The following is a 25,470-nucleotide window of genomic DNA, read 5'->3' as shown; positions in this document are numbered from 1 at the left end:
GATTTGCAGGTTTTTATAGATTATTAAATTCATATTGTAAGTTATTAATTGCTTTGATGTAACGCCAAACCCTAAGGCTCTATTTCAATATAAGCAATTGCCTTTTTGTTAAACATGTATTTCTTACCCATTGTATTAATCTCATGAGGCCTGGAGTTTTCAAAATTGTAAAACCAACTTTTAAACAAATCAGCTTCAGATTGTTTTAAATCAAGTAATTCTTTGTCACCACTAATAAAAGAAATCGTTAACATTTTATGCCCTCCCCTTCATGTAAGTATTCTATACCTACAGATATTCTATACCAAAGAGAATTTTCCTCTATTTATTGTACTATTTATTTAAATTATTTTTTAAACATTAAAGAATGTGATTAAATGTTTAAATATATATTATATGCTAAAATTTCACAATTATATTTATAGAAAAAAAAGAAACCTTCACTTGACTGGACAGTGATAGATTTGCTTTTTTATTTTTAGTCTAAACATTCTAAACATTCGTCAATTACATCTTCTGTAATTTCAACTAATTCGTCTTTTTTCATATAAATACCTCCTTACTGGTCTACAAGGTCACAAAACAAACATTAGGTGTCTAGTTCCTTGAATTAAATTCAAATCATGCTACAACATATTGAGTTATGTTATAGGTGTTATCAGTACTTTATTTAACAAAATTTTTAATAAGGGATTCATTAAGAAATTTTCGAATGAAGAGGGTAAGAATTAAAGAATTGAAATTTTAAAATTCATGTCTTCTCTTGTTAAGTGTTTTAATGATCCGATTTATGCTACGTATTGGAAAGTAGTTTGTAATTTTAAAAACATTTTGTTTCTACTAGGTAACTTTAATATTATATAACATTTCAATCTAAAATGCAAGCACAATATTTAATTAAAAATCAAAATCCAATTTACCATTGAATATTTACAAAAATGGTAAATTGGATTTTAACTTTAAAACATTAATTATTATTTTGATATAATAGCTTGTACTCTACCTACCTGACCATCTTCAAGCATAACCTTTATACCTCTATGGTGCACAGCAGAGTTGGTTAACAACCTTTTTACTACGCCTCTTGTTAACGTATTTGTTCGTTGGTCTTTTTTTAAAACAACGTCTACAGTAGTGCCTATAGATATATTATTTCTTATTTGGCCTCTATTATCATTTTGTGTAATCATGTGCTTTTAGTCTCCTTCAATAATATTACTTTAAAACAAATACTTAATTTACCATGAAAATTCGGTTTGTATATGCTTTATATATAGACAATACTCCAATTATCATTGTTTTGTCAAAAAATATATTTATAAAGACTTAAAGAATAAAATATATTTATATGGAAACTATACTGTAGAAAATATTTTTTTAGAAAGGAGAAAGTGGAATGCAACAATCCTTTCCATTCATACCGGATCATCTTATATCATCTGTTTCTATTATAATAGGAGCTATTTTAGGTGGAATTTTCAGTTGGCTTATAAATAAAAATTATTCTTCAAAGGCAATTGAAACGCAAAGTAAAATCGAAAAATCCAAAAGAGAATATCAAGAGAAAAATAAGGAATTTAAACTTAATGAGTATGTCAATATTATTCAATTAGATATATGCACTGCTTTATTTCAAAGCTTAAGAATGATAAAAGAATTTGATAATAACAAGAAAAAAATCAGTATTTACCCTGTACCTATGAATAGTAATTATGCTGAAGCTATCGTATCTTTAATCAAAACTTTTAATTTAAAAGAAATGAGTTATATTTATCAATTATATGGAATTATAGAAAAATTGAAAAATGATACAAATGCCTACCATTATGATGAGAGGCATTATACTCTAATAAAAGAAGATTGCGAGATGTTTATTAAAAAACTTTATGGCACCAATTTCTCAAAAGCATTAGACTTTGATTTGAATAATGTAACCTATGAAAATTTATATGATAATGAAATTATAAAAGTGGGATATAAAAATGTATTAATTAAGTTAAGCGGTATTGTGAAAAGGATAGGATAAAGATAGTTGAGAAGGTGAATCATCATTATTATAAAAAAATACTGTTACATTTAAATATTATATTGAAATCTTGAGTGAATTAAGATAAACTGATTAGTAGGGAAAACAACAAGTTGAGTTTGTGTAGTGAATATAAATATAGAAAATAAAAATGTATTAATTATAAACTTAAACATAAATTCTATAGAATCTAACATACTTTGATTTGCTACAAAAGGAGGAAAAATTTATGTCAAGTAATAATATTGAAATGATGAAAAAAATTATTGAGGAAAAGAAAAAGAAAAGTTCTGAGCAAGGTGGAGTTTCAAGACCAGATAAAGTGATTGGAAAACAGAAAAAAGCAGCAAGAAGCACTAAGAAGACTGGCGGTCTATTTGATAGATAGATAGAAGTATATAAGCAGTGGAGACACTGTTCAATAATATATTTATAAGATGCTACTAAAATTTATAAAAGTAAATTAAGTGAGTCTCATTTTGGGGGACACGATTTCTAAAAGTAATAAGTGCTAGAAACTCTGGCACTTATTACTTTTTTAATCTAGTCCGATAATAGCACAATCTTTTTCTAAAGTCTCTCTGGATTCTAAGTAGCTACATAATTTAATGAATTCTTCTATTTTGTTAATATTGCATAAATTTCTCAAATCAATGACAATACCAGTACTTCTATGCTTAATAAATTCCATGTTATATATCTCTGTTTCAATAAAACCCTTTTTCCAATGATATACGCAGGCAGAATAATCACCCCAGTTTTTTTCAAAATATTTAACTTTGGCATAACAAAGCCTATAAATTTGAAATATTATCCCTAAAACTGAGGCTTTTTTAGTGAATTTATAGCTGAAATATTCCTGAGTAGGGTACTTATCCTTGACTCTCTGCCAATACAAATTTTCATTACATATAAGACAATACTTATCTAGTACTTTACTCTTTTCTTCTCCTAATTCACCCTTTAAATATTTATCTCTAGTTTCTTGAGTGCTTGTTTTTAGAATTTCGTAATCCATATAAATCACTCCCTATATAACTCTATTAGTTACTAAAGCCTAAGATATAAATTGACAATATTATTAACTACAAATATAGGATATACCTTGTTATATAGTTAGTCCAATATTTATATACAATAGATATTGATGTAACTATTATAATTATTAATACAAGTAATCTTTTTAAAATTATGAACCCTTAAACAGGAAACTGTTATCTAATATATATCATTATAACTATTAAAACAATATATCCATGAACTAAATTAACAAAACATGTTATTAATGAACAAATTGTATCTTTATTTGCACATGGAATAGTATTATGATAAAATTTTAACTAACTAGTAAAATTAATAAATTTACAGTTTAGACATTATAAACTATTTTTTTTCTGTGGAAATAATCCTATTAATAATAATTTTCATACTCAGGGGGATATAGTATGTGTGAAAAGAAAATAATAGTTATAATTGACTATTTTTAATTGAAATTGTATAATAAGTTAAATATTTAAAAAGTTAAAATATTTAAAAAGTAATATTTTGAAAAATAGGGGGAACATATAATGAAAAACAAAAGAATTCTTTCAATAATAGCAGCTGGGGTAATGACACTTTCAATATTAAGTGGCTGTGCTAAAAAAGAATCACCTGTAGTAACAGAAAAACCTGCGGAAACTACAGCGCCTGCTGCAGTAGAAACTAAAGCACCTGAAGTATATAAAGCTTCATCAGATTTTGACGAACGTGGTTGGAAAGGTGAGATATCAGTAACTTATACAGATGGGAAGATATCTAAAGTAGAATATATGGAAGTTAATAAAGAGGGAACGAAAAAAAGTGAAGATAAAGCATACGCTACAATGAAAGTTTCTCCTGCAGATGCTTTCACTCAATTAACTGAAGCTGCAGTAAAAGAAGATAAGGCAATAACAGTTAGTGGAGCTACTGGTATTTCAACAACATTTAAAACACTATTTGAGAAAGCTAAGGCTATGAAAAAATAGTATGATTTAAAATAAGAAGGACTTTAGACTTAGGTCTAAAGTCCTTCTTATTGATAAGAAAAGATTTATTATAGTAGCGACTGACAATAGTATAGGTATAATTAATTAAATGAGAATAAGAGGTGTATAATTATGATTTTTTCATCAAAGAATAAAAAACTTAAGATTATTGCAGCATGTACTATACTAGCCATAATGCTATCGGCTTGTTCTAAAAAAGTTGTAGGACCAGTAGAACCAATTTCCGGTAATGAGTTTTTAATGGGTACTGTGTGTACAATTAAAATTTATGATAAATCTTCTACTAAAGTGCTGGATAGTGCTTTCAAAAGAATTAGTGAAATTGAAAATACAATGAGCCTCAATAAAGAGACTAGTGAGGTTATCGATATTAATAATGCAGCTGGAGAAAAGCCAATTAAAATCTCTGATGGAACCATGAAAGTTCTTAAAGAAGGCTTGAAATTCGCAGGATTAACAGCTGGAAAAATGGATATAACTGTAGGGCCTCTTGTGAAATTATGGGGAATAGGTACTGATGCAGCAAGAGTACCTTCAAAAGGTGAAATTCAAGAAAAAAAAGCTCTAATAAATTACAAAAATTTAATATTAGATGAAAAAAATAAAACAGCATTTCTTAAAAACAAAGGTATGATAATAGATTTAGGCGCTATAGCTAAGGGATATACTGCAGATGAAGTAGCAAAAGTTCTCAAAGAAAATGGCGTAGAGCATGCTATTATAAATCTTGGTGGCAACGTATTTGCTATGGGTAAAAATGTTACTGGTACTCCTTGGAAAATAGGAATTCAAGATCCTTTTACGCAAAGAGGGGATATTATTGGAATGATTGAGGTTGATAATAAGTCCATTGTTACTTCTGGTATTTATGAAAGGTATTTTGAGAAAGATGGTGTGAAATATCATCATATTTTAAGTACTAGTACGGGATACCCTTGTGATAATTCTATAGCAGGAGTGTCCATAGTAAGTGAAAAATCAATCGATGGTGATGCCCTTTCTACCAGTGTATTTTCATTGGGATTAGAAGAAGGAATGAAATTAATAAATACCATGCCGGGAGTAGAGGCTATTTTTATAACCAAAGATAAGCAGGTATACACTACAACCGGGTTAAAAGACAATTTTAAAATTACAAATTCAGAATTCAAATTAAAAAATTAGAAAAGTGAATAATAATACCATAAATCGCATTACACTTTTCAAAGACAAACCCTTCTTAAATATGTTATAATATTCTAATGTATTAGAGGGGTGATGTTATGAGTAGTATTGCAGGAGAAGGTTGTGAAATAAGGGTTCCGTTTAATGAAAGAAAGCCAATAGGTGAAATAGAACGTAGTCTTATTACAACCTATAGAAAACATATTTGGTCAAAATTTACTAAAGCTATAGTGGATTATAAATTAGTTTGCCAGGGTGATAAAATTGCTGTAGCTATCTCTGGTGGTAAGGATAGTCTGATAATGGCTAAATTATTTCAAGAGTTACAGCATTACGGGAAGGTAGATTTTAAATTAGAGTTTATTGCAATGGATCCTGGTTATCATGAAAACATAAAAGAACTATTAATTGATAATTGTAAACATTTAAATATCCCAGTGAAAATATTTGAATCAAGTGTTTTCCAAATAATTGATAACATAGCAAAGGATTATCCATGTTACATGTGCGCTAAAATGCGTCGGGGAGCCTTATATGCAAAAGCGCAGGAGCTAGGTTGCAATAAACTTGCTCTCGGTCACCATTTTAATGATGTGGTTGAAACCACTATGTTAAATATTCTTTATTCAGGAAACTTTAAGACTATGCTTCCAAAATTAAAGTCACAAAATTTTGAGGAAATGGAATTGATTCGTCCTCTTTACTATATTGAAGAACAATACATTGAAGATTTCACTCAAACCAGTGGTATTTGGCCACTTAATTGTGCCTGTATGGTTGCAGCTAAAAAGATAGGAAACAAACGCCATGAAATTAAAGATTTAGTTAAAGAGTTAAAGAAAAATTTTAGTGATGTTGATAAGTCTATTTTTAGAGCAGCACAAAATGTAAATATGGATTCTATTTTAGGTTGGCAAAAAAACGGGGAAAATTATTCGTATCTAGATTTTTATAATAAAGATGAAGATTAATAAACAGCAGTAGAACGATTGTAAAGTTCTACTGCTGTTTTTATTGAATCACTGCCTTATTTAATTATCAAATTTTTGTTTTTATGTATATTTTAGAAAAATTTAAGAAATGCTTTAGAATGAGTTTATAACAGTATTGTATAATATAAATATTAAGTTTTGTTTATATATATATAAATTAACGAGTATTATCTAAAGTAAATAAAAGATAGATAACAACTGACAATTACTATCTATAAGCAGAAGTATATAAGGAGGAATAATAATGAAAAAGAAAACAGTAATTTATGGCTTAATTGTAATAGGTATTTTAAGTGGTGTTTTTTTAATAAGTGAAAAAAAGAATGCTAGTAAAATTATAAGTGTAAAAACTTCAATAGTTGAGGTAGGAGAACTTAAATCTTATATATCTACCACAGCGACGGTGAATTCAAAGAATAGTAAAGAATATTTTGGTCTTCAATCTAAAATCAAAAAAGTTAACGTAGCAGTAGGAGACAAGGTCAAAATAGGTGATATCTTAGTAACTTATGAAACTATAGATTTAGCTTCTACAGTTAGTCAAGCGCAAATTCAATATGATAATGCACTTCTTGCTAAAAAAGATTTGTACAATCAAAATGATGATATTAAAAGTAAAATCTCAGGTTTAGCCAAAGAAATTGCAACATTAGAGAAAAGTTTGAATCCAGCGGACAAAGCAAAATTGGAAGGTTTGAAACAACAAAAGGGTGCCTTATCACCTTTCTCCTCTGAGAAGTTAAAACAAACAGATAATTCTGTAAAGCTAGCAGAAATATCCTTAAATTCTGCTAAGCAAAAGCTAGTAGATAATAAAAGTACAATTATAGCTACTAATGCTGGAGTTATAACGACACTTACGGCAATAGAAGGTGCAGTAGGGAATGGAATGGAAGCAGTGGTAGTAGTTCAAGACATAGAAAGTTTAAAAGCAATTGCTTCCCTTGGAAAATATGATGCAAGTAAAGTCAAAATTGGTCAAGAAGTACTCGTTAAGAATGGAGACAAAACCTATAAAGGGAGTATTTCTTTTATAGACCCCGCAGCAAATAAATCAGTGGGAGTAACGGGAAGTGAAACAACCTTAGCGGTAGAAATATCTATTTTAGATAAAGCTCCAGATTTAAAGATAGATTTCGATGTAGATGTAGACATATTAGTAGGTAAAGTTGCAAGCGCTATTAAAATACCGTCAGAAGCATTAAAGGTAGAAAAAGGCGGTAAAAATTTAGTATACGTTGTTGAAGGAAATGTTGTGCGTGAAAGACAGGTAACTATTGGATCTCAGTCAGATACTGAAGTTCAAATAACTAAAGGGATTAAAAAAGAGGAAAAGGTTATTTTGAACCCCTCAACTTCAATTAAAGAAGGCACAATTATAAAAGAGACAACGGATTAAAGTAAAAGATAATTGTTTTGTAACCCATGGAATACAAGGAGGAATATAAATGTTAGAGGTAAAAGACCTTATAAAAATATACAAAACTGGAGATCTTGAATTTACGGCCCTTAAAAATATTAATCTAAAAATTGAAAAGGGAGAGTTTACTGCAATAATGGGGGCTTCCGGTTCTGGAAAATCTACTTTGATGAATATACTTGGGTGTCTTGATAAAATGAATAGTGGTAAGTATATTTTAAATGGACGTGATATTTCTATTCTGAGCGGTGATGAACTTGCCTATATTAGAAATAAAGAAATAGGATTTGTATTCCAGTCATTTAATCTTATTCCAAGAATTAGCTTGCTTGACAATGTTCAGCTTCCAATGATGTACGCAGGCATACCTGCTAGGCAACGAAAAGAAAAAGCTCTTTATGCACTTGAAAAAGTAGGGCTTTCAGATAGAGTAAAGCATTTGCCAAATGAAATATCCGGGGGACAAAAGCAAAGAGCTGCTATTGCAAGGGCCATAGTTAATTCACCGGCGGTAATCATGGCAGATGAGCCTACAGGAAACCTTGATTCTAAATCATCAGAAGATATAATGAAGATATTTGAAGATTTGAATAATGAAGGAGCTACAATCCTCATGGTAACGCATGAAACTGATATTGCTAACCATACTAATAGAATAGTAAGGTTTAGAGACGGTGAAATTGTATCAGATTCTATTGTTAAGAAAAGAATCGTTATATAAAGGGAGTGAAAGTATGAATATATTTGAAAGTATAAAAACAGCCTTAGAAAGTATAAAGGCTAATAAAATGCGTTCTTTCCTCACTATGCTTGGAATAATAATTGGTATAAGTTCAGTTATAACAATTGTATCTCTTGGTCAAGGAGGTCAGAAGGCTATCACAGGTGAATTTGAAAAATTGGGTGCTTCTTCAGTTACAGTTAAAGTAAGCGGAGAAAATGCTCAATCAACAGATTATATAACTTTAGAAGATGTTAAACAAATAAAACAAAAAATTGAGAGTATTAAATATGCAAGTCCTGCCTTTCAGCTTCAAGGTACTGTTTTTTCTGATAAGAAGAGTAAAAATGCCTTTATGAGAGGAGGGTCTCCAGATCTTGCATATATAAATAATACAGAAATTATTTATGGAAGATATTTTAATGAAAAGGAATACGAGCAGGGAACATCAGTAGGAATTATTGACGAAACTGATGCAATTACATTGTTTGGCTATGCTGATGTGGTAGGTCAGAGTATTAAGATAGGTCAGAATACACTAATGAAAAAGATGACTATTATAGGCGTTGAGAAAGGAGTTTCTTCTCCTTTTGGAAATGGTGGTAATTCGGGTAAACCTATTATAGTAACCGCACCAGTAACCTTCTTAAGTACGCTGCAGTCAAAGGAATTTAAAATAAGTTCTATAACAGTTGTTGCAAATTCACAAGAGAACGGTGAATCCGTAGGAAATGGCACAATAAAAATGTTAGAATCAAGACACAATAACCGCGGAAAGGAAATATACTCAGCAGACAATGCACTCGCAATGCTTGAGCAAATTAACAGTGTTCTTGGAATATTTACAGCATTTATAAGTGCTGTTGCTGCTATATCACTACTGGTTGGTGGTATTGGTGTAATGAACATAATGCTTGTGTCAGTTACAGAGAGAACAAGGGAAATAGGAATAAGAAAGGCAGTAGGGGCAACAACTAAAATTATACTAATGCAGTTTTTAATTGAATCAGTTATTTTATCCTTAATAGGAGGTATAATCGGAATGATCTTGGGTATTGTTGGAGCAGAGATAATAGGAAGTTTTGCAGGAATAACACCTGTGGTATCTTGGACAGCGATAGTTGGTTCTATTTTATTTTCTTCAGCAGTTGGGGTTTTCTTTGGTATCTACCCAGCTAAGAAAGCAGCAGAATTAGATCCAATTGATGCTCTCAGATATGAGTAAAATTAAGAATATAAGAACTTCAATTAAAGCAAGATTACTATTCTCCTATATAACAATGCTTATTGTACCTATAATTCTAACGGTAATGGTAGCTTTAGCCGCAGGATTATATTATTTTAGTGATGCTCAAACGGCTTATGATGTAAAATCAAAAATATATCCTTTTGGTGAAATTGTAGAGGAACGAGATAAGATATTTGCAACCATTAAATTAACCTCGCTTGAGTCTCCAGAGAGCTTTCAAGATGAAATATATTTAAAAAATTTAGAAGACAATTTATTAGCTATAAATTCTGGGATAATAGTAAGGAAAAATAATCAAATAGTATATTCTAGTTCCACAGTTTCAGATTTCAATACAGATAAATATTTACCGAAATTCGGAGAGTATGTAAAAAATATACCCGTCCCCTATAGAAATATAAAAGTAGGATTGATTTTAAGCCAGCAGGATTTTCACTTTTCAGACAAAGCAAAAGGAAGTGTGTTTTTAGTTACTAATGTAGAACCTTTAAAAAAAGCTTTTACCAAGTTTCATATTACAGTAAGTATATTCATAATATTAATACTTATTGCAACTAATGGTACACTGACTTTTATTGTAGCCAGAAGTATTATAAAACCGTTATATAAATTAAAATCTGCAGCTAATAAAATTAAGGAAGGAAACCTAGATTTTGAAATTACAACAGATTCAAAGGATGAAATTGGTGACGTATGCACGGCTTTTGAGGAAATGAGGGCAAGGCTAAAAAAATCTATAAAAGTTCAACTTCAATATGAGGAAAACAGGAAGGAACTTATTACTAACATCTCTCATGATTTAAAAACACCTATTACAGCAATAAAAGGGTATATTGAGGGCATAAGAGATGGTGTGGCAGATACTCCAGAAAAGACTAGTAAATATATAAATACGATATATACCAAAGCTTCAGATGTTGATAAACTAATTGATGAGCTATTCTTATATTCTAAGTTAGATCTGAATAAATTTGCCTTTAATTTTACTAAAGTAAATGTATACCAATATATAGAAGACTGTATAGAGGAACTGTATTTTCATTTACAGAAAAAGAATATTACAATAAATCATCATCCAATAAGTGTGGAACCCATATATGTTATTGCAGATGTACAGCAACTTAAAAGAGTATTCATAAATGTAATTGAAAATGCTGTGAAATATATGGATAAAGCAATTGGTGAAATAAATATTATGATAGAGCAGGATGAGAGTAGCGTTATAATAGAAATTAAAGATAATGGACAAGGAATCCCAAAGGATGCACTCCCTTATATCTTTGATAGGTTCTATAGAGCTGATCCAGCTAGAAATATTTCAACAGGTGGAAGCGGGTTAGGTCTTTCAATAGCAAAAAAAATTATTGAACAGCATGGTGGATATATTAGAGCTCATAGTGTGGAAGGAGAGGGAACAAGTATGGTGTTTACTCTGAAAAAATATAGAAGTGGTGATATATTATGAAGAAGGTTTTAATTATCGAAGATGATATAAGTATAGCTGAACTTGAAAGAGATTATCTTGAAATAAATGGTTTTGAAGTAGTAATTGAAAATAGTGGCGATAAGGGCCTTTTAAAGGCAAAACAAGATCAGTATGATTTAATAATACTTGACCTAATGCTTCCAAAGATTGATGGCTTTGAGATTTGTAGACAAATACGACAGGGAAAAAACACACCAATAATCATGGTATCTGCTAAAAAGGAAGATATAGATAAGATAAGAGGCTTAGGTCTCGGTGCAGATGATTTTATGACAAAACCCTTTAGTCCTAGTGAATTAGTAGCTAGGGTAAAGGCGCATATTTCAAGATTTGAAAGACTAACAGAAGGTACCCAGGCTAAAAATGATAAAATAGAAATAAGAGGCCTTTCTATGGATAAGAGCTCTAGAAGGGCATTTATAAATGAAAGAGAAGTAATCCTCACCACCAAGGAATTTGATTTACTAATATATCTTGCGGCTAACCCAAACAAAGTATTTACTAAAGAAGACCTCTTTGAGCGAATATGGGGATTTAATTCACAAGGTGATATTCCAACTGTTACTGTCCACATAAGAAAAATAAGAGAAAAAATTGAAATAGATCCATCTAACCCCCAATATATTGAAACTATTTGGGGTGTGGGATATAGATTTGAGGTATAGATATAATTTTTTTATATAAAAAAATCAAAATAGTGCCTGTGAGGGCACTATTTTTCATTTTCTTTTAATTCTTCTATCATAAATTTATCAAAGTGAATTTCCTCTATAAAATTATTTTCATCAAAACTAGTTTTATGTCTTTTATTATATTCATTAACATTTGATTTTAGCCAGTAAGGTGTTGAAATATCAAATTTATAACATAACTCTGTTATGCAGGCTTTTAAATTTTCTTGATAACTGCCTTGAATTTCCGACACTGACACTTCGTCCTCAATAATCCTAGTATCATAAATTAATTTCCCCCAAATTTTTAACATCGTAGCCTCCTTGTTTACAAAATACCATTATACTGTTGTTTTTTTTATTAAACATAAGTCTATCATAAATAGTAGTTAAAGTCATGAAATATATTTGAATGTTTGCGTTGTTATATGTTGCATGTTTTTAATCACTTTGGGAAACAATACAAAGTGATTATTGGAATTTATAGGAGGAAAAAACACATGGTAAATTTAAGTGCAATCCACTACGCGTATATTATCATCATTGCAATAATTATTGTGATAATTACACTTAAAAAGGATGTTATACTTCCATGTATTTTAGGCATTGGAATAATAGGATATATCTTTACAGGTGACGTTCTAAAAGCTGTGCAGATTATATATAAGGCCGTAGTTATATCTGGAAAAGAATTTATTGAAGTAGTTGTGCTTATTGCATTAGTTAATGCAATGTCTAGTGCGTTAACTGATATTGGCGCAGATGAGCTAATTATAAAACCTATGAAGAAATTAATGCTAAACAAAACTATGTCCTTTTTTGTTCTAGGTATAACTATGACTTTGGTTTCCTGGTTTATTTGGCCGACACCTGCTGTGGTTTTTGTAGGAGCTTTAATGGTGCCTGTAGCAATCAAATCTGGATTACCGCCTGTATGGGCTGCAGTAGTTTTATGTATATTCGGAAATGGAGTAGCCTTATCCAGCGATTTCGTTCTTCAAGTAGCACCATCCATAACTGCTAAGACTGCAAACTTGGAAAGCCCATTAGGGATTATTAAAGATTCACTTCCCTTTTGGGGAGTAATGAGTATAGTTACTATAACTACAGCATTTATACTTATGAGAAAAGATAAAAACACAGTAGTTCAAATTGATGATAAAACAGCTCAAACTAAAGAATTAAAGCGATGCTATGGAGCAAAAATTATAGCTATTTTTACTCCTTTAGCATTTATAACAGATATAATATTCATAACGAGATTCGGACTAGTAGGCTCAGAATCTACAGCTTTAATAGGCGGAACAGCAGCAATAATAATGATAATATCATCTATAGTTCATACTGATATTAAAACATCATTAGGAGAGGTTACTAAATATATTAAAGGTGGCTTTACTTTTGGTATAAGTATATTTGCACCAATAATAATTATCGGTGCTTTCTTTTTTCTAGGAAGTGAAAATACAGCAACTGCTATTCTGGGTAATGGTGCCAGTGGTATTTTAAGTGATATTGGAATATATGCAGCCAGCAGGATACCCTTATCCAAATATTCCGTGATAGGCATACAAACAGCAGTAAGCACTCTTCTTGGACTTAGTGGTTCAGGCTTTGCAGGTCTTCCTTTAGTTGGCACTTTAGCCAATACCTTTTCAACCGCCATTGTTATAGACAAAGAGAAGGTGGCAGCCTTTGGTCAAATAATAACCATTTGGATAGGTGGCGGAACTATAATTCCTTGGAGTGTAGTTGCCGCAGCCGGAATATGTAAGGTTGAGCCCTATGAGGTAGCGAGGAAAAATTTTATACCTGTTACTTGTGGAATAGTCGCAACAGTTATAATGGCTATGATTATATTATAGTTATTTTATTCAGATGCCTTAATAGTTAATCAATGATATAATTAATGGTAACATAAAAGATATACTAATACATTTTAAGGAGATTACCACAAATGAATATTCAATGTTTTGGAACCAAGAAGTGTTTTGATACACAAAAAACAGAACGATATTTTAAGGAAAGAACTATAAAATATCAATTTATAGATTTAAATATTAAGGGATTAAGCAAGGGTGAACTACAGAGCGTAAAAAAATCCGTAGGTTTAAACAATTTAATTAACGTAAAATCAAAGGATTATAAAAAATTAAATTTAGATCAAATTAGAGGAGAGGAGACTAAAGAAGAGATTTTATTAAAAAACCCACAGCTTTTTAAGACACCTATAGTACGTAATGGAAAGGAAGCCACTGTGGGTTATGCACCAGAGATATGGACAACCTGGGAATAGCAATACATATTAAATAGTATGCTACTTTAAATTTAAATATTTTGGTAACCTAGGAATTAATTGCTTAGCTAAAATTATGGCTATAATTGCTTTTATAATATCGCCAGGTATAAATGGTATGCAAGCGTATTTTAGAGCTGTGTAAAAATTTATGCTTTTTCCTAAATAGTTTGTAAAAATAAAATAAAAGTAAGGTACACCTATAATATAGATTACAAAACTTGCTAAAATAACAGAAGATATTATTCTAGAAAGAGACTTGTTTTTTTCTGTAAGTTTTCCAATTACATAAGCTGCAACAATAAAACCCATTAGAAATCCAAAGGTAGGGCTTACTACAGAAGTTAATCCGCCAGTTCCACCAGAAAAAACAGGCACTCCAATTAAGCCTAAAATAACATATGTAATTTGAGATAGTGCACCGAGCTTTGCACCTAATATAAGGCCAGATAAAACAACAAAAAGAGTTTGCAATGTTACTGGAACGGGGCCTAGTGGTATAGAAATAAAGCCACCCACTGCTGTTAGTGATGTAAATAACGCAGTAATTATTAAATCTCGCGCGGATAATTTCAAAATAAATTCCTCCCTAAAAAGTTATAAATTAACCTAACATTATTATCTATGTAGGTAGATGTGTTATGCAAGGCATTGTAAACCTTATTAGCATATAAGGTTTACAATGATAATATCATGAATTATTCGCAAAGTCAAACAAACTGTAGCGAGCGCTATGTATTGTACTTTTAAAAAAATGATATAATTAACTTTCCAAGGAATTTGCATTATAAAGGCTTATTTCAGAAGTTTATTATTCGATAGGAGGGTTTATTATTGTCTTTAAATAGGTTCTTTCAATTCATTGAAATTAAAACAAAATTGGCCAGTATGATACCGTTTATTTTGGGAACTCTCTATTCACTATACCGATATAAAAGCTTTAATTTTAAAAATTTTATTATTATGAGTGTATCTCTATTAGCATTCGATATGGCTACAACAGCAATTAATAATTATATTGATCACAAGAAATCTTTGAAACATCATGAAAATAAAAATGAAATTCATGGATATGGCTTCAGTGAGTCCACGGCCTTGGCTATAATTTTCATCTTACTTTTAATAGCTATTTCTTTTGGAATTTTATTAACTTTTAATACTAATGTAATTGTACTTTTAATAGGAGTTATTTCATTTTTAGCCGGAATATTGTATACCTATGGACCTATTCCAATTTCACGCACCCCTTTGGGAGAAATATTTTCAGGAGTATTCATGGGCTTTATAATTCTTTTTTTATCGTTATACATTCATATATTTGATAAAAACATAGTTTCTTTCATGTATGCTAATAATATATTAAACATCAACATAAACCTAGTGGAAATATTTTATATCTTCTTAATTTCCATTCCTACAATGGGTGGTATAGCAAACATAATGCTTGCTAATAACATTTGTGATATTGAAGAGGATATAGTAAATAATAGATTTACATTGCCTCACTATTTAGGCGTAAAAAACGCATTAAAACTATTCAAAAGCCTATATTATATTGGATACCTAGACATTATTATTTTAGTTATATTGAGAGTTTCACCAGTTATTTCTTTACTAGTAATCTTAACTATAATACCATTAAATAGAAATATAAAATTATTCTACAAAAGACCTGTTAAAAGTGAGACCTTTGTTTATTCCGTAAAAAATTTTGCGTTAATTAATATGGTTCACATCCTATCAGTATCAATAGCGCTTATATTTAATTGGTAGGAACTTGTATAAGCATTGCTAGACAAAATTTTAGGGAAATAGACGCAGCCTTTATTAAAATTAAATAGTTAGGTATAAAGTAACCACCTTAAATAAACACTATCCATGTTGGATGAGCTTATTTAAGGTGGTTATTTTAATTTTAAACAATATGAAATGAATTCAATAAAAATTCTTTAAATTGGTTATTGACAAAGGGTATTTAAACGTATACAATAAACTTAACCGGTTCAGTTAATCGGTTAAGTAAATATGAGGTGATGTAGTATATGAATAAAATATGCATACTAGGAAGTTTAAATCTTGATATAGTATTAAAAGTAGAAAACATGCCTAAAATTGGGGAAACCATTTTTGCGAAAAGTTTAACAACTATGCCTGGAGGCAAAGGAGCAAATCAAGCAGTTGCTGCTAAGCGAATGGGCTGCGATGTATATATGATAGGTAAGGTTGGCAATGACAGCAATGGTGATTTCTTGGTTAGCAACCTTGAAAGTGATAGCATAAATACAGATTATGTATTTAAAGATATTAATGAAACTACGGGCACAGCTATAATTAATGTTAACTCTGAAGGTAATAATTCTATAGTTGTAGTAGCTGGCGCTAATATGAGTATTAATTTAAATGAGATAAAGCAATGCTATTCAATTATAAAGGATTCAGATGTAATAGTAGCACAATTTGAAACGCCTTTTGAAGTGACAATGGAGGCTTTCATTTATGCAAAATCTAAGGGAATTATAACAATATTAAATCCAGCTCCAGCAAAAGAAATAGATGAAAAACTATTAAAATGTACAGACATAATAATTCCGAATGAAACAGAAGCTTATGAGCTTACCGGAGTTTTAGTTGAAGATTTAGAAAGTGCTAAAAAAGCAGCTGCGAAGTTCATAAAAATGGGAGTGAATTACGTAATAATAACTCTAGGTTCAAAGGGAGCAGCCTTAATAACTAAGGAAAAGGCAGAATTAATTCCAGCAATTAAAGTTAATGCAATAGATACAACTGCTGCAGGGGATAGTTTTATTGGAGCAGTAGCAAATAAATTAGGGTCTGAGGAATTGAACTATGAAAATCTTAAAAAGGCTATAGCCTTTGGTAATAAAGTTTCTTCAATAGTAGTTCAAAGATCAGGAGCACAACCCTCGATACCAAGCTACAAAGAGGTAATAGACATTTACGGGGAAGAAAACAATTAACAATTGTGATTTTTTCTATAGGTATACAAGATGGAATAGGAGGAATAGTCATGAGAAAAACTACATTACTAAATTCACAAATATCTGAAGTAATATCTAAAATGGGTCACACCGATACTTTAGCTATAGGGGACTGCGGTCTACCAATTCCAGATGGCACTAAAAGAATAGATATTGCTTTAATTAAAAATATACCAGGCTTTATTGAAACTTTAACATCTATATTAACAGAACTTCAAATAGAGGAAATAATAGTGGCTAAGGAAACCTTTGATGTTAGTCCCCATTTATTTAATGAAATAAAAAAAGCAGTTGGTGATGTGAAAATCACATTTATAACTCATGAGGAATTGAAATCCCAGTTAAAACAATGTAAAGCAGTAGTAAGAACTGGAGAACAAACACCCTATGCAAATGTAATTCTAAAGTCAGGAGTTGTATTTTAACTACCGGTTAATAAAAGTAAGGTTTAAGGAGGAAATTCAATGGCTAACATAATGCCTCTACTCCAGATGAAAAATGTTTCAAAATCCTTTCCAGGAGTAAAAGCTCTTGAAGGTGTTAGATTAGAAGCTTATAGCGGAGAAGTTTTGGCTTTACTCGGAGAGAATGGAGCGGGAAAATCTACTTTAATGAAAATTTTAAGTGGAGTCTATCATAAGGATACAGGAAGCATTTATATCCAAGGTTCTGAAGTAGATATAAAAGGGATAAAAGATGCTGAAAAGCATGGAATTGCAATAATTCATCAAGAACTAAGTCTTCTTCCTAATTTAAGCATATGGGAAAATATATTCTTAGGTAATGAAGGATTTAATGGATTAACAAGAAGAATAAATAAAAAAGAACTAAAAGAAAAATCAGAATCTTTACTTAAAGATATTGGTTTCAGTATTGACGTAGATACCTTAGTCAAAGATTTGAATGTAGGTGAAAAACAACTAATAGAGATTGCAAAAGCACTTTCTAAAAATTCAAAAATAATAATAATGGATGAACCTACAACTGCATTAACTGATGTTGAAACAGATAATCTTTTTAAAGTAATTGCTAAGCTCAAAAGCGACAACATGGGTATTGTGTACATCTCTCATAGAATGGATGAAATATTTCAAATTTGTGATAGGATAACAGTTTTAAGAGATGGTAAATATATTGGAGAGGTTAAAACAACCGACATTACTAAAGATGATTTAATATCAATGATGGTTGGTAGAAAACTAGAGGAACAGTTTCCATATAGAGAGTCAACTAAAGGACATACTATTCTTAAAGTCAAGAACTTAAGCTTTGGTAAAAAGGTCTGTGATATTAGCTTCGAAGCAAAGAGTGGAGAAATCTTAGGTGTCTCAGGACTCATGGGTTCAGGTCGGACGGAAATGGCAAAAACTATATTTGGAGAATATAAAAAATCATCAGGCAAAATATTTGTTGATGGTGAAGAAGTTAATATTTGTTCCCCAAAAGATTCTATTGAAAAAGGAATATGCTATCTTTCAGAAGACAGGAAACAGGAGGGGCTTATTCTAGGTATGTCAGTAGCTAGCAATATGACATTAGCTAACCTTAAAAAATATGAGAATGGAGCTAAGCGTTTAAATAAAGTAGAAGAAAGTAAGGAAGTCCAAGAATATATAAAGAAGCTTTCTATAAAGACTCCTAGTTCAGAACAGTTAATTAAAAATTTAAGTGGAGGAAATCAGCAAAAGGTCATTTTAGCTAAATGGCTTATGCTTGCACCTAAAGTATTAATAATAGATGAGCCAACTAGAGGAATAGACGTAGGGGCTAAGAAAGAAATCTATGATGTTTTAAATGAATTAAAATCTACAGGTAAATCAATTATTATGATATCCTCTGATATGACTGAAATACTGGGAATATGCGATAGAATTTTAATCATGCACGAAGGAAAAATATCTGGTGAGCTTACTCGGGACGAAGCTTCACAAGAAGCGATAATGAAATATGCAGTAGGTATAAAAAATTAAAATACTAAAAGAGAACCCTCAGTCAGGAAGGAGTTTTATTGTGAAAACTAATTTAAAAAGTGTAGTTTTAAAGTATAAATCACTAATAGGTCTTTTGATATTATGTATAGTTATATCATTTATTACACCCAGATTTTTAAGTATAGGAAATATTAAAAATGTACTTACTCAAGTTTCAGTAAATGCAGTTATAGCTGTAGGAATGTCTTTTGTAATCCTAACGGGAGGCATTGATTTATCTGTAGGATCAATACTTGCAGTCAGCGCTGCTGTAGCAGCAAGTATAATAAAATCTACAGGCAATATATATTTAGCAATAATTGCAGCTTTAGCTATCGGCTGTGTAATAGGTCTTATAAATGGAGTTCTTATTTCAAAAGGTAGAATACAAGCTTTCATTGTTACACTAGCTACTATGACAATTTTTAGAGGTGTAACTTATGTATATACGAATGGTACTCCTATTTCAGGATTGGGACAGAATTTTTCTGGCATAGGTAACAAAATGATTTTAGGTCTACCAATTCCAGTTGTAATTATGGTTATAGTCTTTGGTTTAGCATTTTATGTTTTGAGTCAAACTAGATATGGTAGATATCTTTATGCACTTGGCGGAAATGAAGATTCAGCAAGATTATCCGGCATTAATACAGATAAAATTAAAACACTTGTTTATGTTATCTGTGGTGCAACAGCAGCCTTAAGTGGAATAATTGTTACAAGTAGAATAGGATCAGCTTCACCAAATGCTGGAGTAGGTTTTGAGTTAGATGCTATTGCTGCTGTAGTAGTAGGTGGTACTTCTTTATCTGGAGGAGAAGGAAGTGTAGTAGGTACAATAATAGGTGCTCTAATAATAGGTGTGCTAAATAATGGATTGAATCTTGTAAATGTGTCACCTTTTTATCAAGCAATAGTTAAGGGATTAGTTATTCTACTCGCCGTAATGATTAAACGGAATGATAAATAAAAAATGGAGGATGATTTAAATGAAAAAAAGAGCAAAATTACTATCAATGGCATTATCAACAGTATTAATTATGGGAGCTTTGGCTGGCTGCACGTCACAAAAGGGCGCTGAAGGTGGAAAGAAAATTGGAATGGTAATATCAACTCTTAATAATCCCTTCTTTGTATCAATGAAAGAAGGCGCGGAGAAGAAGGCTAAGGAACTCGGATATGAGGTTGTGGTTTTGGATTCACAAAACGATGCTGCAAAGGAAAGATCTAATGTGGAAGATTTAATTCAACAAGGAATTGTAGCTCTAATAATCAACCCAACGGATAGCGATGCTGTTGTAAATTCAATAACAGTAGCAAACGATAACAAAATAAAGGTTATAACTGTAGATAGAAAAGCAAATGGTGGAGAAGTTGTATGCCACGTTGCATCCGATAACATAAAAGGTGGAGAAATGGCAGCAGAGTTTATACTTGAAAAATTAAAAGGAAAAGGAAACCTAGTAGAATTACAAGGAATTCCAGGAGCTTCAGCTACAAGAGATAGAGGTAAAGGCTTTCACAATATAGTAGATAAAAAAGACGGTGTTAAAGTTGTTGCTAGTCAAGCAGCAGATTTCGATAGACAAAAGGGATTAACAGTTACTGAAAATATTATTCAAGCCACACCTAAGTTCGATGGAATATTTGCACATAACGACGAAATGGCACTAGGAGCTATAAAGGCAATTAAAACAGCAAACAAAAATGTAATTATTGTAGGCTTTGACGGTAATGATGAAGCAAAAGCAGCCGTTGCAAGTGGAGATCTAGCAGCTACCATAGCACAAAAACCTGATTTAATGGGATCAGTTGCAATAGAAAATGCTATTAAGGTAGCTAAAGGTGAAACAGTAGAAAAAGAGGTTCCTGTAGAACTTCAACTTATAAAAAAATAGTAATAAAAATATTATTCCCCCAATAATAGAATATAAAAATTATAACCCAGGGGATTATCTTCTGGGTTATAATTTTATAAAGTGTTTCAATACAAAGTATAATTTGGTATAATTTTATATAATTATGTTTTTTAATTAAAAGTTAAAAATTGAAGTTGAAAATTACAGTTTTTAAATAGATTTAGCATTGAATGCTAACATTAAATACTACCTTGTTTATCAATGGTGAGTATTTACGTTAAATCGGAGGATAATTATGAACAATGTTACAATGAAGGATATAGCAGAGATGGCTGGGGTTTCAAAGGCCACAGTTTCAATGGTTATGAATAAAAAAGATGCTAGCATAAGTGACGCAACTAGAAATAAAATATTAAAAATTGCTAAGGAAATGAGTTATATTCCAAATTCCATAGCTAGAAGCCTTAGCACAAAAAAATCTGGTACCATAGGAATTATACTTCCAGATATAACAAATCCCTTTTTCTCAGAAATGGCAAGAGCTATAGAGGATGAGGCAGAGAGATTAGAATATAATCTAATAATATGTAACACGGATAATGATAAAGATAAAGAAGAAAAATATATTGAACTTCTTATAAGTAAACTTATAGATGGTGTTATTTTTATGTCTGGCGGTAAAAGTAATGAGAGCATAACCTTACTCAAAAACAACAACGTTCCTTTTGTATTGGTTGATAGATATACTGAAGGATATAAAAATCACTATGGGGTGTTTTGCTTAAATAATCAGGGTGTAACAGATGGTATTAAATACTTATATGAAAAGGGAAAACGTAAAATAGTTTTTGTAAAAGGAAGAGAACATTTAGAAGTATCAAAGCAAAGATTAGAAGGGTACATTGATGCAATGAAGAATTATGGAATATATGATGAAAAGTATATATTCGATGGGGACTTTAATGTGGAAGGTGGTATAAAGGCCACTGAAAAAATTATAAACCGTTTTAATAATTTGGATGCAATTTTTTATAGTAATGATATGATGGCTCTTGGAGGAATGAAGATTCTACTTCGAAATGGATATAAGATTCCAAGGGATATATCAATTATTGGCTTTGATAATATTCATATATCACAAATTATTGAACCAGAACTTACAACAATAGCACAGCCTATATATATTATGGGTAAAAAAGCTTGTAGCATTTTAATAGATGTAATAAATGGAGAGCTTCCTCCAAAAAAACAAATTTACTTTGAAACAGAGCTTATTATTAGAGGAACTGCATAAATTTCTATTTTTATTAAAGGTAATACTAGCAATTCTGGAAATGTTTGTTGTATATATTTCCTTGGAAATATAATACAATTTTTTTCTGGTTTTACTGTTTTTTATAAACTTTTTTTAGAAAAAACAACAGTTAGTTAATACATTAAAATGATTGATGACTTAGATAATTCATTTTAAATAAATCAATATAAGAGAGGAGTGTAATTAAAAATGGAACAAGAAAAGAAACAATAGTCTAATTCTTTTCAATAAATTAAATAATTTAAAATACCAATTAACTAGATACAGTTAATTGGCATTTTGATTTTTTAATTTATTCTAAGTTCGTCTATATTAACACATAAAATAGTTGCAATTGTTTCAATTATATTAAATGATGGATTTTTTTTACTTCCGCGTTCCAGTTCTTCTAAATAAGTCTGAGATACATGTACATTTAAATTTTTGGATAAAGTTGATATATCTCTGCTCGTTAAAGATTTATTAAGTCTTAATTCTCTAATCCTAGCGCCATTAAGCATATAAAAACCTCCTTATAATTATCTATATCAAATTAAATTGTACAAGTTAATTATACTACGAATATAAGTAAAAGCTATGTTAATTTTCTGTATTATTTGTTAAGAATAGACGTAATTAAGCAATATCTTAATTTTACAATCACCATTCATGAAATGTTAACATATCTGCCACGTTGGTGCCATGGTATAATTTTATTATATAGGTATAGAACATATGCATTGTAATCGAAATAAATTGAATATAAGAATCTGTACTTCCTCTGTGACCACTTTTTTGCAGAGGAAGTTTTCATATTAGTTAAAATATAATAAATTATGATTATTGATAGTATTATTATATAATGTAAAGTAGAACTAGAAATTATTATTTAACCTAGAAATAGAATTAATTTGTCACAAGTTTTTAATAAAGGAGAAAAATTATATGAATGAAACCATTTTAATAGTAGATGATGAAGAAAGAATTAGAAATCTTGTGTCAATTTATTTAAGAAAAGAGAAATATACTATTTTACAAGCTGAAAATGGTAGTGAAGCTGTAAATATATTCAATAAAAATAAAGTAGATTTGATTATTTTAGATGTAATGATGCCTATTATGGATGGCTGGGACGTATGCAAGGAAATAAGGAAAACCTCCAATATTCCTGTTATAATGCTCACAGCCAAATCTGAAGAAGATGATGAATTATTAGGGTTTGAATTAGGTACAGATCATTATATCACTAAGCCTTTCGTTCCAAAGCTATTAGTTGCAAAAGTAAAAGCCATTATACGGAGAGCTCATAGCACTGAGGTTATTCTGGATGAAGGAAATAGCTTTGATGGCCTTATAGTTGATAATTTAAGCCACGAGGTTACTATAGACAATATTGAAATTAACTTATCCCCAAAGGAATTTGAACTACTAAATTATTTTATCATTAATAAAAGAATTGTATTAAGTAGAGAAAAAATATTAGATGCACTGTGGGGTATTGACTATTTTGGAGATTTACGAACAGTGGATACTGTTATAAAAAGATTAAGAGAAAAATTAGGTGAAAGATCTTACCTTATAGCAACTATAAGAGGGGCTGGATATAAATTTGAGGTGAAAAATGAAAAGTAAAAAGAGTATTACCAGAAAGCTTTTCGCTATAACCTCTATAGTTTTTGTCATTTTCATAACTACTAATTTGATAGTTCAGTCACAGTTTTTTGAGCAGTTTTATATAAAATGGAAAACAAACAATCTTCAAACTAATCTTGTTAAATTCAAAAGTCAATATAGTCTTCTTCAAAAAAGTGAAGATGAGATTAGCTTAATTAGTTCTTTTGAAGAAGAGAATGGCTATAAAATAATTATACGAGATAGATTAGGAAATTTAAAATATCTTGCAAAAACAGCTGATGTAAGAAAAGACTCCATAAAAGTTAGAATCATGAACCAAATAATGTCATCTGAAATTGAAAATCGGGGTGGTATTACTAAATTTAGAGGCAATAAAAAACCATTTATTTTTCTTACGCAGCAAAACCCAGATATGCCTGCAAGTGTAGCAGGTATATTATATGATGAAAAGAAAGATGAAACTGTGTGTGCTTTTTCTTCACTACAGCCAGTAAATGAGGCAGTCCAAGTTATAAAGGAATTTTATTTGTATTTTTATATAGGTGCCCTAATTACAATTCTGATTCTTTCCTTCTTTTATTCGAACATGATTGCAAAGCCACTTATAAAAATAACAAAAACGGCGTCAAAAATGGCAAAGCTTGATTTTACAGAAAAATGTGAGGTCAAAAGTGAAGATGAAATAGGCGCTCTAGCTACTTCACTTAATCTTCTATCAGAGAATTTAAATGAAGCATTAACCTCACTTACAGATGCTAATACACAATTAGAAAAGGATATTGAAAAAGAAAAAAAATTAACAGAGATGAGAAAAGACTTTGTAGCGGCGGTTTCTCATGAGCTTAAAACACCTATTACCCTTATAGAAGGGTATACCCTAGCTTTAAATGATGATGTTCTAGAAGGCGAAGAAAAACAATATTTCATCGATGTAATTATGGATGAATCTAGAAAGATGAACAATTTAGTATCAGATATGTTAGATTTATCTCAGCTAGAATCAGGAAATTTCAAATTGACTAAAGAAGAATTCACTCTTTATGAACTTGTAAAATCAATTACTAAGAAATTTTCCGCCCTACTTAATGAAAAAGAAATTAAACTAGAATTAAATCTTATTGAAAATATAAAAGTGAATGCAGATTGGAACAGAATAGAACAGGTAATAACAAATTATATGAGTAATGCAATAAGACATACTCAGGAGGGTGGGCTCATAACGGTAGCAATGATAGATAGAGAAGATACCGTTTGTGTTGAGGTGGAAAATAGCGGAAATAAAATTGATCTTTTAGAAACAAATAAGATATGGGATAACTTCTATAAAATTGATAAATCAAGGACTAGAAAACTTGGAGGCACCGGTCTAGGTCTTTCCATAGTTAAAAATATAATCTTACTTCATGGTGGTAGTTGTGGAGTGGAAAATACAGAAATGGGTGTTAAATTCTATTTCGGATTAATAAAACAATAATGATCCTGTAATTATAGCTCCAATGCTATTCAATATATAACCTTTTGGCAATATAATAGTATTATAAAAACGGTAGAGAATGTTTATAGATTTGTGTAAATAATTTTAGACAAGTATATTTCAACTGAAATTAGTATGGGAATTCACTCCTGTACTAATTTTTTATTTTTATGGTAATACTAAT

The 25,470-nt window shown here is 30.3% G+C and carries 27 protein-coding genes; 21 read left to right on the top strand and 6 right to left on the bottom strand.

The genetic code is table 11. The features are described from left to right. Window positions 1-71 precede the first annotated feature (71 nt). Window positions 72-254, bottom strand: a complete 183-nt coding sequence (locus KPL50_RS08605; protein WP_164955509.1) for a hypothetical protein — start codon at window positions 252-254, stop codon at window positions 72-74. Window positions 255-974: 720 nt separating this feature from the next. Then, window positions 975-1,190, bottom strand: coding sequence for a YwbE family protein (locus KPL50_RS08600; protein ID WP_216298055.1), 216 nt, complete (start codon window positions 1,188-1,190; stop codon window positions 975-977). A gap of 206 nt (window positions 1,191-1,396) precedes the next feature. On the opposite strand from KPL50_RS08600, the gene KPL50_RS08595 reads away from it, so the two are divergent. Continuing rightward, on the top strand, window positions 1,397-2,026 hold the full coding sequence (locus tag KPL50_RS08595; protein ID WP_216298054.1) for a hypothetical protein: 630 nt from the start codon (window positions 1,397-1,399) through the stop codon (window positions 2,024-2,026). A 229-nt stretch (window positions 2,027-2,255) separates the two neighbouring features. Then, the gene (locus KPL50_RS08590) at window positions 2,256-2,414 is read left to right on the top strand and encodes a hypothetical protein (RefSeq protein ID WP_216298053.1); all 159 of its coding nucleotides are present in this window, start codon (window positions 2,256-2,258) and stop codon (window positions 2,412-2,414) included. 150 nt (window positions 2,415-2,564) lie between these two features. Here the strand turns inward: KPL50_RS08590 and KPL50_RS08585 are convergent, their stop codons facing one another. Next, a complete protein-coding gene (locus tag KPL50_RS08585) occupies window positions 2,565-3,044 on the bottom strand; it encodes a hypothetical protein (RefSeq protein WP_216298052.1) in 480 nt (159 codons plus the stop codon). 550 nt (window positions 3,045-3,594) lie between these two features. Between KPL50_RS08585 and KPL50_RS08580 the strand changes: the two genes are divergently transcribed. The 8 genes from KPL50_RS08580 to KPL50_RS08545 all read left to right on the top strand — a co-directional run bounded on the left by KPL50_RS08580 (window position 3,595) and on the right by KPL50_RS08545 (window position 11,753). After that, on the top strand, window positions 3,595-4,035 hold the full coding sequence (locus KPL50_RS08580) for a hypothetical protein (RefSeq protein ID WP_216298051.1): 441 nt from the start codon (window positions 3,595-3,597) through the stop codon (window positions 4,033-4,035). A 132-nt stretch (window positions 4,036-4,167) separates the two neighbouring features. Then, the gene (locus tag KPL50_RS08575; protein ID WP_216298050.1) at window positions 4,168-5,220 is read left to right on the top strand and encodes an FAD:protein FMN transferase; all 1,053 of its coding nucleotides are present in this window, start codon (window positions 4,168-4,170) and stop codon (window positions 5,218-5,220) included. 98 nt (window positions 5,221-5,318) lie between these two features. Continuing rightward, window positions 5,319-6,191 (top strand): ATP-binding protein, encoded by an 873-nt coding sequence (locus KPL50_RS08570; protein ID WP_216298049.1) that lies wholly within the window; start codon window positions 5,319-5,321, stop codon window positions 6,189-6,191. A gap of 265 nt (window positions 6,192-6,456) precedes the next feature. Further along, window positions 6,457-7,611 (top strand): efflux RND transporter periplasmic adaptor subunit, encoded by a 1,155-nt coding sequence (locus KPL50_RS08565; RefSeq protein WP_216298048.1) that lies wholly within the window; start codon window positions 6,457-6,459, stop codon window positions 7,609-7,611. 49 nt (window positions 7,612-7,660) lie between these two features. After that, window positions 7,661-8,353, top strand: a complete 693-nt coding sequence (locus tag KPL50_RS08560) for an ABC transporter ATP-binding protein (RefSeq protein ID WP_216298047.1) — start codon at window positions 7,661-7,663, stop codon at window positions 8,351-8,353. A 13-nt stretch (window positions 8,354-8,366) separates the two neighbouring features. Next, window positions 8,367-9,578 (top strand): ABC transporter permease, encoded by a 1,212-nt coding sequence (locus tag KPL50_RS08555; protein WP_216298046.1) that lies wholly within the window; start codon window positions 8,367-8,369, stop codon window positions 9,576-9,578. Continuing rightward, window positions 9,571-11,067, top strand: a complete 1,497-nt coding sequence (locus tag KPL50_RS08550; protein WP_216298045.1) for a HAMP domain-containing sensor histidine kinase — start codon at window positions 9,571-9,573, stop codon at window positions 11,065-11,067. The genes KPL50_RS08555 and KPL50_RS08550 overlap by 8 nt, the downstream gene beginning before the upstream one ends. Continuing rightward, the gene (locus KPL50_RS08545) at window positions 11,064-11,753 is read left to right on the top strand and encodes a response regulator transcription factor (RefSeq protein WP_216298044.1); all 690 of its coding nucleotides are present in this window, start codon (window positions 11,064-11,066) and stop codon (window positions 11,751-11,753) included. Before KPL50_RS08550 ends, KPL50_RS08545 begins: the two co-directional genes overlap by 4 nt. Window positions 11,754-11,800: 47 nt before the next feature. On the opposite strand, the gene KPL50_RS08540 is transcribed toward KPL50_RS08545, so the two are convergent. Continuing rightward, window positions 11,801-12,073: a hypothetical protein gene (locus KPL50_RS08540; RefSeq protein ID WP_216298043.1), complete on the bottom strand. Its 273-nt coding sequence runs from the start codon at window positions 12,071-12,073 to the stop codon at window positions 11,801-11,803. A 186-nt stretch (window positions 12,074-12,259) separates the two neighbouring features. Here KPL50_RS08540 and KPL50_RS08535 point away from each other — a divergent pair, with 186 nt between their 5' ends. Both KPL50_RS08535 and KPL50_RS08530 read left to right on the top strand, forming a co-directional pair. Then, window positions 12,260-13,624 (top strand): hypothetical protein, encoded by a 1,365-nt coding sequence (locus KPL50_RS08535; protein ID WP_216298042.1) that lies wholly within the window; start codon window positions 12,260-12,262, stop codon window positions 13,622-13,624. Window positions 13,625-13,716: 92 nt separating this feature from the next. Then, window positions 13,717-14,055, top strand: coding sequence for an arsenate reductase family protein (locus KPL50_RS08530; protein WP_216298041.1), 339 nt, complete (start codon window positions 13,717-13,719; stop codon window positions 14,053-14,055). A gap of 21 nt (window positions 14,056-14,076) precedes the next feature. Here the strand turns inward: KPL50_RS08530 and KPL50_RS08525 are convergent, their stop codons facing one another. Further along, window positions 14,077-14,631, bottom strand: coding sequence for a biotin transporter BioY (locus tag KPL50_RS08525; protein WP_216298040.1), 555 nt, complete (start codon window positions 14,629-14,631; stop codon window positions 14,077-14,079). A gap of 258 nt (window positions 14,632-14,889) precedes the next feature. On the opposite strand from KPL50_RS08525, the gene KPL50_RS08520 reads away from it, so the two are divergent. The 7 genes from KPL50_RS08520 to KPL50_RS08490 all read left to right on the top strand — a co-directional run bounded on the left by KPL50_RS08520 (window position 14,890) and on the right by KPL50_RS08490 (window position 22,177). Further along, on the top strand, window positions 14,890-15,828 hold the full coding sequence (locus tag KPL50_RS08520; RefSeq protein ID WP_216298039.1) for a 1,4-dihydroxy-2-naphthoate polyprenyltransferase: 939 nt from the start codon (window positions 14,890-14,892) through the stop codon (window positions 15,826-15,828). A 269-nt stretch (window positions 15,829-16,097) separates the two neighbouring features. Next, complete coding sequence (rbsK, locus tag KPL50_RS08515) at window positions 16,098-17,033, top strand: ribokinase (RefSeq protein ID WP_216298038.1); 936 nt, start codon at window positions 16,098-16,100, stop codon at window positions 17,031-17,033. 50 nt (window positions 17,034-17,083) lie between these two features. Further along, window positions 17,084-17,479 carry a D-ribose pyranase gene (rbsD, locus tag KPL50_RS08510; RefSeq protein ID WP_216298037.1) on the top strand — a complete coding sequence of 132 codons (396 nt, stop codon included), beginning with the start codon at window positions 17,084-17,086 and terminating at the stop codon, window positions 17,477-17,479. A 39-nt stretch (window positions 17,480-17,518) separates the two neighbouring features. After that, on the top strand, window positions 17,519-19,024 hold the full coding sequence (locus tag KPL50_RS08505; protein WP_216298036.1) for a sugar ABC transporter ATP-binding protein: 1,506 nt from the start codon (window positions 17,519-17,521) through the stop codon (window positions 19,022-19,024). A gap of 40 nt (window positions 19,025-19,064) precedes the next feature. Beyond that, window positions 19,065-19,994: a ribose ABC transporter permease gene (locus KPL50_RS08500; RefSeq protein ID WP_216298035.1), complete on the top strand. Its 930-nt coding sequence runs from the start codon at window positions 19,065-19,067 to the stop codon at window positions 19,992-19,994. 19 nt (window positions 19,995-20,013) lie between these two features. After that, window positions 20,014-20,922: a ribose ABC transporter substrate-binding protein RbsB gene (gene rbsB / locus KPL50_RS08495; RefSeq protein WP_216298034.1), complete on the top strand. Its 909-nt coding sequence runs from the start codon at window positions 20,014-20,016 to the stop codon at window positions 20,920-20,922. A gap of 256 nt (window positions 20,923-21,178) precedes the next feature. After that, a complete protein-coding gene (locus KPL50_RS08490; protein ID WP_216298033.1) occupies window positions 21,179-22,177 on the top strand; it encodes a LacI family DNA-binding transcriptional regulator in 999 nt (332 codons plus the stop codon). 308 nt (window positions 22,178-22,485) lie between these two features. On the opposite strand, the gene KPL50_RS08485 is transcribed toward KPL50_RS08490, so the two are convergent. Further along, a complete protein-coding gene (locus KPL50_RS08485) occupies window positions 22,486-22,698 on the bottom strand; it encodes a helix-turn-helix domain-containing protein (RefSeq protein ID WP_164955485.1) in 213 nt (70 codons plus the stop codon). A gap of 424 nt (window positions 22,699-23,122) precedes the next feature. Between KPL50_RS08485 and KPL50_RS08480 the strand changes: the two genes are divergently transcribed. Then, entirely contained in the window at window positions 23,123-23,809 is a 687-nt protein-coding gene (locus KPL50_RS08480) for a response regulator transcription factor (protein WP_216298032.1), read from the top strand. Next, window positions 23,799-25,286, top strand: coding sequence for a cell wall metabolism sensor histidine kinase WalK (locus KPL50_RS08475; RefSeq protein ID WP_216298031.1), 1,488 nt, complete (start codon window positions 23,799-23,801; stop codon window positions 25,284-25,286). Before KPL50_RS08480 ends, KPL50_RS08475 begins: the two co-directional genes overlap by 11 nt. The last annotated feature ends 184 nt before the right edge of the window (window positions 25,287-25,470 follow it).

The sequence above is a fragment of the Clostridium sp. CF012 genome (assembly GCF_018861755.1).
Lineage (GTDB): Bacteria > Bacillota > Clostridia > Clostridiales > Clostridiaceae > Clostridium_AD.
This window is presented reverse-complemented; position numbering and strand designations above follow the sequence as displayed.

Excerpts from the sequence above, each read along its gene's own strand:
- KPL50_RS08485 (WP_164955485.1), bottom strand. The coding sequence starts at position 22,698 with ATGCTTAATGGCGCTAGGATTAGAGAATTAAGACTTAATAAATCTTTA.
- KPL50_RS08540 (WP_216298043.1), bottom strand. The coding sequence starts at position 12,073 with ATGTTAAAAATTTGGGGGAAATTAATTTATGATACTAGGATTATTGAG.
- KPL50_RS08550 (WP_216298045.1), top strand. The coding sequence starts at position 9,571 with ATGAGTAAAATTAAGAATATAAGAACTTCAATTAAAGCAAGATTACTA.
- KPL50_RS08545 (WP_216298044.1), top strand. The coding sequence starts at position 11,064 with ATGAAGAAGGTTTTAATTATCGAAGATGATATAAGTATAGCTGAACTT.
- KPL50_RS08530 (WP_216298041.1), top strand. The coding sequence starts at position 13,717 with ATGAATATTCAATGTTTTGGAACCAAGAAGTGTTTTGATACACAAAAA.
- KPL50_RS08570 (WP_216298049.1), top strand. The coding sequence starts at position 5,319 with ATGAGTAGTATTGCAGGAGAAGGTTGTGAAATAAGGGTTCCGTTTAAT.
- KPL50_RS08590 (WP_216298053.1), top strand. The coding sequence starts at position 2,256 with ATGTCAAGTAATAATATTGAAATGATGAAAAAAATTATTGAGGAAAAG.
- KPL50_RS08605 (WP_164955509.1), bottom strand. The coding sequence starts at position 254 with ATGTTAACGATTTCTTTTATTAGTGGTGACAAAGAATTACTTGATTTA.
- KPL50_RS08555 (WP_216298046.1), top strand. The coding sequence starts at position 8,367 with ATGAATATATTTGAAAGTATAAAAACAGCCTTAGAAAGTATAAAGGCT.
- rbsD (WP_216298037.1), top strand. The coding sequence starts at position 17,084 with ATGAGAAAAACTACATTACTAAATTCACAAATATCTGAAGTAATATCT.
- KPL50_RS08595 (WP_216298054.1), top strand. The coding sequence starts at position 1,397 with ATGCAACAATCCTTTCCATTCATACCGGATCATCTTATATCATCTGTT.
- KPL50_RS08480 (WP_216298032.1), top strand. The coding sequence starts at position 23,123 with ATGAATGAAACCATTTTAATAGTAGATGATGAAGAAAGAATTAGAAAT.
- KPL50_RS08585 (WP_216298052.1), bottom strand. The coding sequence starts at position 3,044 with ATGGATTACGAAATTCTAAAAACAAGCACTCAAGAAACTAGAGATAAA.
- KPL50_RS08565 (WP_216298048.1), top strand. The coding sequence starts at position 6,457 with ATGAAAAAGAAAACAGTAATTTATGGCTTAATTGTAATAGGTATTTTA.
- KPL50_RS08505 (WP_216298036.1), top strand. The coding sequence starts at position 17,519 with ATGGCTAACATAATGCCTCTACTCCAGATGAAAAATGTTTCAAAATCC.
- KPL50_RS08535 (WP_216298042.1), top strand. The coding sequence starts at position 12,260 with ATGGTAAATTTAAGTGCAATCCACTACGCGTATATTATCATCATTGCA.
- KPL50_RS08475 (WP_216298031.1), top strand. The coding sequence starts at position 23,799 with ATGAAAAGTAAAAAGAGTATTACCAGAAAGCTTTTCGCTATAACCTCT.
- rbsB (WP_216298034.1), top strand. The coding sequence starts at position 20,014 with ATGAAAAAAAGAGCAAAATTACTATCAATGGCATTATCAACAGTATTA.
- KPL50_RS08560 (WP_216298047.1), top strand. The coding sequence starts at position 7,661 with ATGTTAGAGGTAAAAGACCTTATAAAAATATACAAAACTGGAGATCTT.
- KPL50_RS08490 (WP_216298033.1), top strand. The coding sequence starts at position 21,179 with ATGAACAATGTTACAATGAAGGATATAGCAGAGATGGCTGGGGTTTCA.
- KPL50_RS08580 (WP_216298051.1), top strand. The coding sequence starts at position 3,595 with ATGAAAAACAAAAGAATTCTTTCAATAATAGCAGCTGGGGTAATGACA.
- rbsK (WP_216298038.1), top strand. The coding sequence starts at position 16,098 with ATGAATAAAATATGCATACTAGGAAGTTTAAATCTTGATATAGTATTA.
- KPL50_RS08575 (WP_216298050.1), top strand. The coding sequence starts at position 4,168 with ATGATTTTTTCATCAAAGAATAAAAAACTTAAGATTATTGCAGCATGT.
- KPL50_RS08600 (WP_216298055.1), bottom strand. The coding sequence starts at position 1,190 with ATGATTACACAAAATGATAATAGAGGCCAAATAAGAAATAATATATCT.